Origin of the sequence: Psychrobacter sp. W2-37-MNA-CIBAN-0211 (assembly GCF_040309405.1) — a bacterium.
In the GTDB taxonomy this organism is placed as follows: domain Bacteria; phylum Pseudomonadota; class Gammaproteobacteria; order Pseudomonadales; family Moraxellaceae; genus Psychrobacter; species Psychrobacter glaciei.
Window position 1 is genome coordinate 1 of record NZ_JBEOOU010000464.1, and the last position, 247, is coordinate 247.

Here is a 247-nt window from a genome sequence, read left to right on the forward strand (position 1 = left end):
GGTCTGTGCCTTGCGCAATCCGGGTCGTTATCAATCGGTGTCGGCGTTCTCGCCGATCAACAATCCGATGGATTGCCCGTGGGGCCAGAAGGCCTTCTCCCGCTACTTGGGGGATGAGCGTTCGAAGTGGCGTGAGTGGGATGCCTGTGTGTTGATCAGCGAAGCTACGCAAAAGCTGCCGTTGCTGGTAGACCAGGGCGATCGCGATGATTTTCTTGAGGTGCAACTCAAGCCCGAAGCCTTGCAG

1 protein-coding gene is annotated in these 247 nt (G+C 57.9%); it reads left to right on the top strand.

Annotated features, from left to right (window positions below):
• The coding region (locus tag AAEY72_RS15895) for an alpha/beta hydrolase-fold protein (protein ID WP_352311620.1) at positions 1-247 on the top strand (247 nt) is incomplete at both ends.